The sequence below is a fragment of the Bariatricus sp. SGI.161 genome (genome assembly GCF_050313695.1).
GTDB lineage: Bacteria > Bacillota > Clostridia > Lachnospirales > Lachnospiraceae > JAFBIX01.
The window spans coordinates 77,206-83,840 of record NZ_JBNPLX010000016.1; the positions used below are offsets into that span (position 1 = coordinate 77,206).

A 6,635-nucleotide genomic window follows, 5' to 3' on the forward strand; every position below is an offset into this window, starting at 1 on the left:
GATTAAAAAAATGGCACGTAAAGATGATATTTTAAGCATTTATACGAAAGAAGTTGAAGGAATAAAAGAAGCAGGTCTTTTTAAAGGCGAGGCTCCATTCGTTTCTCCACAGGGTGCAAGAGTAAAGATGGAGGATGGAAGAGAACTTCTTTGCATGTGTGCAAATAACTATCTCGGACTTGGTGATAATCCGCGTCTGATCGAAGCTGCAAAGAGAACTTATGATGAAAAAGGATATGGTGTTGCATCTGTTCGTTTCATCTGTGGAACACAGGATATCCACAAACAGCTGGAAAAGAAGATATCCAAGTTCCTTGGAACAGATGATACAATCCTTTATTCTTCTTGCTTTGATGCAAATGGAGGATTATTCGAGACAATTATGACTGCAGAAGATGCAGTTATCAGTGATGAATTGAATCACGCTTCCATTATTGATGGCGTACGTCTTTGCAAAGCAAAACGTTTCCGTTACAAAAACAACAATATGGAAGACCTGGAAGCAAAATTAAAAGAAGCAGATGAAGCCGGCGCAAGAATCAAATTAATTGCTACAGATGGTGTATTCTCCATGGACGGTATCATTTGCAATCTGAAAGGTGTATGTGACCTCGCAGATAAATACAACGCACTTGTAATGGTTGATGACAGCCACGCAGTTGGATTTGTCGGAAAGACAGGCCGTGGAACTGCAGAGTACTGTGGCGTACAGGGAAGAGTTGACATTATTACAGGAACATTAGGAAAAGCACTCGGCGGAGCATCCGGCGGATACACATCCGGACGTAAAGAGATTATCGATCTCCTTCGTCAGAGAAGCCGCCCGTACCTGTTCTCCAACTCACTCGCTCCAGCAATCGTAGGCGCAAGTCTTGAATTGTTCGATATGTTAGATGAGAGCACAGAACTTCGTGATCATCTGGAAGAAGTAACCGCATACTATCGTAAAGAACTGGTAGATAACGGCTTCGATATCATCCCAGGAACCCACCCATGCGTTCCGGTAATGCTGTATGATGAAAAGACAGCAGCAGAATTCGCAAAACGCATGATGGAAAAAGGTGTATACGTAGTAGCATTCTCCTACCCAGTAGTTCCAAAAGGAAAAGCAAGAATCCGTACACAAGTATGCGCAAGCCATACAAAAGAAGATATTGATTTCATCGTAAAATGCTTCAAAGAAGTAAGAGATGAGATGAAATTATAGTAAAAAAGGGACGTAGTATTTTTCATATTTACTACGTCCCCTTTTAACAAATGTGGTGTACCTAATCGACAAATGCCCTGTACCCAGATGAAAGGGGTGACAGGAATGCCCACCAGACGACGAAAGGAAAGTAGAACTGGTATTTATCACATAATTGTTCGAGGAATCAATCACGAAAAAATATTCCAACAGCAACGAGAAAAGCTTTACTTCAAGTCTATTATTTCAAATTATCTACAGAAATATAAAGTAGAAGTCTATAGTTACTGTATTATGTCAAATCACGCCCATTTTATCATCCGGGCAGAACTTCAGATCTTATCCTTATTTATGGCAGCAATATTGGCAGAATATGCATCATATTATAATTTTAAACATCACCGAAATGGACATGTATTTCAGAACCGTTTTACAAGTGAGTGCATTGAAGATGAAAGATATTTTTGGACTTGCCTTCGTTATATTCATCTCAATCCGGTCAAAGCAAGAATGGTAAAAAAACCGGAAAAGTATAAATATAGCAGCATGGCGGAATATATGACAGGGATGTTGGGCTTGCTCCATGAAAATGCAATCGAGTTGTATGAACAAAAATTTTCATCGACAGAAGAATTCACAAAGTTTCATACAGAACAACAAATAGGAATATTCAAAGATATTTCCAGTGAAATAGAGCTTCAATACAGAGAAATAGCATTGCTTTTGGCAAAAAACATGTTTCGGGAATATCAATTGCCGCTGTTGATGCAAGTTTTTGAAGAAAAGAGAATTCGTAAAGAATATATTCAGAGACTAAAAGAAATACTGAATATATCAATAAAAAAAGCAAACGAATTATGTACGACTACCATGAATTACGTAGAAAATGAGTAAAAAGGTACAGGGCATTTGCCGATTAGGTACACCACATTTATTAAATGGGGACGTAGTAAAATTAAAGAATACTACGTCCCCAAAATGTGTTATACTAAATTTTAAGGAGGAGATTGAAATGGACAGAGATAATGTATGGACCACATATAATGATGAGAATCTTGAGGAGCTCCAGCGTATTAATGAATCTTACAAGTCTTGCCTGGATGAAGGCAAGACGGAGCGTGAATGTGTAAAGATAGCGGTGCGCAAGGCACGTGAGAGGGGCTACCAGAGCCTTGAGGAGGCTATGGCTTCTGGACGTAAATTGCAGGCAGGTGACAAGGTCTACGCTGTGTGCATGGGCAAGAGCATCGCAATGTTCCAGATTGGAGAACAGCCGCTGGAGAATGGCTTGAACATTTTGGGAGCGCATATTGATTCGCCTCGTATCGATGTGAAGCAGAATCCGTTATATGAGAATGAAGAACTTGCTTACCTGGATACGCATTATTACGGAGGTATCAAGAAATACCAATGGGTAACTATTCCGCTTGCACTTCACGGAGTTATTGCCAAAAAGGATGGAACAATTGTTGAGGTAAATATTGGAGAAAAAGAGGATGATCCGGTATTTGTAATTACGGATCTGTTGGTTCATCTTGCAGCTCAGCAGATGGAGAAGAAGGCTAACGCAGTCATTGAAGGTGAGAAACTGGATCTGTTGTTTGGCAGCCAGCCGCTTGCGAAAAATCCGAATCTTGAAAAAGAGGAAAAGGATGCGGTGAAAGCTAATATTTTGAAGCTTCTGGAAGAATATTACGGAATGGAAGAAGAAGACTTTGTATCCGCAGAACTGGAAATCGTTCCGGCGGGCAGAGCAAGGGACTGTGGCATTGACAGAAGTATGGTCATGGCTTATGGACAGGATGACCGCGTGTGTGCATTTACCTCTCTTTTTGCAATGTTGGATGTAGAGCATGTGGATCGTACCGCATGTTGCATTTTGGTCGATAAAGAAGAGATCGGAAGTGTAGGAGCAACGGGTATGCATTCTCGCTTTTTTGAAAATGTTGTTGCTGAACTGGTTGCCTTGACTGCTGGTGAGTCGGATCTGAAAGTGCGCAGAGCACTTCAGAATTCAAAAATGCTTTCGTCTGATGTAAGTGCTGCTTTTGATCCAATGTACGCAGAAGCCTTTGAAAAGAGAAGCACTGCTTTCTTCGGAAAAGGTCTGGTGTTCAATAAATTCACCGGAAGTCGTGGAAAGAGCGGTTCCAACGATGCGAATGCAGAATATCTGGCACAGATCCGCAGGGCGATGGATGCACAGAATGTGGCATACCAGTTCGCAGAATTAGGAAAAGTCGATGTCGGAGGCGGCGGAACCATCGCATATATCATGGCAAATTACGGTATGGAAGTTATCGACAGTGGTGTGGCAGTGTTAAGCATGCATGCCCCATGGGAAGTTACCAGTAAAGCAGATATCTACGAAGCATATAAAGGATACAAAGCATTTATTGAGGAAATCTAAATATTTGGGAAGATGAAGGAAATATTATACAGTTTTTTGAACATATTTCCTCACAAAATATGCAAATCAACAAGAAATGTAGTTTGTGGCTGCCGGGCATAATCGGCAGCCATAAATTTTGTTCAAAATAACGAGAAAATAAGGCTTAATTTGTCACTTTGGTTTCCTTGAAAACTCTTGACGAATACTGGTAAAAACAGTAAAATATTAGGTGCGACTTAGAAAAATTTAGTTTAGGAGGTCATGACAAAATGGCAAAATGGGTTTATATGTTTACAGAAGGTAACGCAACCATGAGAAACCTTCTTGGTGGAAAAGGTGCCAACCTTGCTGAAATGACAAGCTTGGGTCTTCCAGTACCACAGGGCTTCACAATCACAACAGAAGCTTGTACACAGTACTATGAAGACGGAAGAACAATCAATGACGAGATCATGGAACAGATTATGGAAGCTATTGATAAGATGGAAGAGATCACAGGTAAGAAATTTGGTGATACAGAGAATCCACTTCTTGTTTCCGTACGTTCTGGTGCAAGAGCTTCCATGCCAGGTATGATGGATACAATCCTGAACCTTGGACTGAACGAAACAGTTGTTAACGTTATTGCTGAAAAATCCGGCAATCCACGTTGGGCTTGGGACTGCTACAGAAGATTTATCCAGATGTACTCTGACGTAGTAATGGAAGTTGGTAAGAAATACTTCGAAGAGCTTATCGACAAGATGAAAGCTGACAGAGGCGTTACATTTGACGTAGAACTTACAGCAGAAGACTTAAAAGAGCTGGCTTCTCAGTTCAAAGCTGAATATAAAGAAAAAATTGGTGCAGACTTCCCGGATGATCCGAAGGAACAGTTAATGGGAGCAGTAAAAGCTGTATTCCGTTCATGGGACAACCCACGTGCCAATGTATATCGTCGTGACAATGATATCCCATATTCTTGGGGAACTGCTGTTAACGTACAGTCTATGGCATTCGGTAACATGGGAGATGACTGTGGTACAGGTGTTGCATTTACACGTGATCCTGCTACAGGAGAGAAGAAGCTGATGGGCGAGTTCCTGATCAATGCCCAGGGCGAAGACGTTGTTGCCGGTGTTCGTACACCAATGCCAATCGCTAAGATGGAAGAAGAATTCCCAGAAGCATTTGCACAGTTCACAGAAGTTTGCAAGACTCTTGAAACTCATTATAGAGATATGCAGGATATGGAGTTCACTGTTGAGAACAAGAAACTCTACATGCTGCAGACACGTAACGGTAAGAGAACAGCTCAGGCTGCTCTGAAGATTGCTTGTGACCTTGTAGATGAAGGCATGAGAACAGAAGAAGAAGCTGTTGCAATGATCGATCCTCGTAACCTGGATACATTGCTTCACCCACAGTTCGATGCTGCTGCACTTAAAGCTGCTACACCGATGGGCAAAGGTCTTGGAGCTTCTCCAGGAGCTGCTTGCGGTAAGATTGTATTTACAGCAGATGACGCTGTAGAGTGGGCTGCAAGAGGAGAGAAAGTTGTTCTGGTTCGTCTTGAGACATCTCCAGAAGATATCACAGGTATGAAGTCTGCTCAGGGTATCCTGACAGTTCGTGGTGGTATGACATCTCACGCTGCCGTTGTTGCTCGTGGAATGGGTACATGCTGTGTATCTGGATGTGGCGACATCGCTATGGACGAAGAAAATAAGAAATTTACATTAGCTGGAAAAGAATTCCATGAAGGAGATCCAATCTCTATCGATGGTACAACAGGTAACATCTATGATGGAATCATTCCAACTGTTGATGCTACCATTGCTGGTGAATTCGGAAGAATCATGGCTTGGGCTGACAAATACAGAACTATGAAGGTTCGTACAAATGCAGATACTCCTGCAGATGCTAAGAAAGCTCGTGAGCTTGGAGCAGAGGGTATCGGACTTTGCCGTACAGAGCATATGTTCTTCGAGGAAGACAGAATTGCTGCATTCCGTGAGATGATCTGTGCTGATACAGTAGAAGAAAGAGAAGCTGCACTTGAGAAGATCCTTCCATATCAGCAGGGAGACTTCGAAGCACTGTACGAGGCACTGGAAGGTAACCCGGTTACAATCCGTTTCCTTGATCCACCGCTTCATGAGTTCGTTCCTACAGAAGAAGAAGATATTAAGAAACTTGCAGATGCTCAGGGCAAATCTGTAGAAGAGATCAAGACAATCATCGATGGACTTCATGAGTTCAACCCAATGATGGGACATCGTGGATGCCGTCTTGCAGTTACTTATCCAGAGATTGCTAAGATGCAGACAAAGGCTGTTATCCGTGCAGCTATCAACGTACAGAAAGCTCACGCTGACTGGACAGTAAAACCAGAGATCATGATCCCATTGGTTGGCGATATCAAAGAGTTAAAATATGTTAAGAAGACAGTTGTTGAGACAGCAGACGCTGAGATCGCAGCAGCAGGAAGCAACCTTGAGTACGAAGTTGGTACAATGATCGAGATCCCAAGAGCAGCTCTTACAGCTGACGAGATCGCTAAAGAAGCTGACTTCTTCTGCTTCGGTACAAACGACTTAACACAGATGACATACGGATTCTCTCGTGACGATGCTGGTAAGTTCCTGGATGCTTACTATGATGCTAAGATCTTCGAGAACGATCCATTTGCTAAGCTTGACCAGACAGGTGTTGGTAAATTAATGGAAATGGCTATCAAGTTAGGTAAGCCAGTTAATCCAAGCCTTCACATCGGTATCTGTGGAGAGCACGGTGGAGATCCATCTTCTGTAGAATTCTGCAACAAGATTGGTCTTGACTATGTATCCTGCTCACCATTCCGTGTACCAATCGCAAGACTGGCAGCAGCACAAGCAGCTATCAGCGAAAGTGGGAAATAAATAATTCCCTGAAAATCGTTGAATTTGTCTATACGGAAGCCGATGCAAGAGAGTATGCGATTACTCATAATGTAAGGCGGTTGTATAGATGGCGAGATATGACAGTACAACTGTACATTTAAGATTAATAATTAAGAGTGTCACTTTGTGTGGCACT

The 6,635-nt window shown here is 42.1% G+C and carries 4 protein-coding genes; all 4 read left to right on the plus strand.

What is annotated here, in order from left to right:
* The first annotated feature begins 10 nt into the window (after positions 1–10).
* The 4 genes from ACQRBH_RS10780 (at position 11) to ppdK (ending at position 6,478) form a co-directional block, all read left to right on the plus strand.
* Complete coding sequence (locus tag ACQRBH_RS10780) at positions 11–1,207, plus strand: glycine C-acetyltransferase (RefSeq protein WP_427761648.1); 1,197 nt, start codon at positions 11–13, stop codon at positions 1,205–1,207.
* 105 nt (positions 1,208–1,312) lie between these two features.
* Positions 1,313–2,080 (plus strand): transposase, encoded by a 768-nt coding sequence (locus tag ACQRBH_RS10785; protein ID WP_427761650.1) that lies wholly within the window; start codon positions 1,313–1,315, stop codon positions 2,078–2,080.
* Positions 2,081–2,198: 118 nt separating this feature from the next.
* Positions 2,199–3,596: an aminopeptidase gene (locus tag ACQRBH_RS10790; RefSeq protein WP_427761652.1), complete on the plus strand. Its 1,398-nt coding sequence runs from the start codon at positions 2,199–2,201 to the stop codon at positions 3,594–3,596.
* Positions 3,597–3,847: 251 nt separating this feature from the next.
* Positions 3,848–6,478 carry a pyruvate, phosphate dikinase gene (gene ppdK / locus ACQRBH_RS10795; RefSeq protein ID WP_427761653.1) on the plus strand — a complete coding sequence of 877 codons (2,631 nt, stop codon included), beginning with the start codon at positions 3,848–3,850 and terminating at the stop codon, positions 6,476–6,478.
* Positions 6,479–6,635 lie beyond the last annotated feature (157 nt).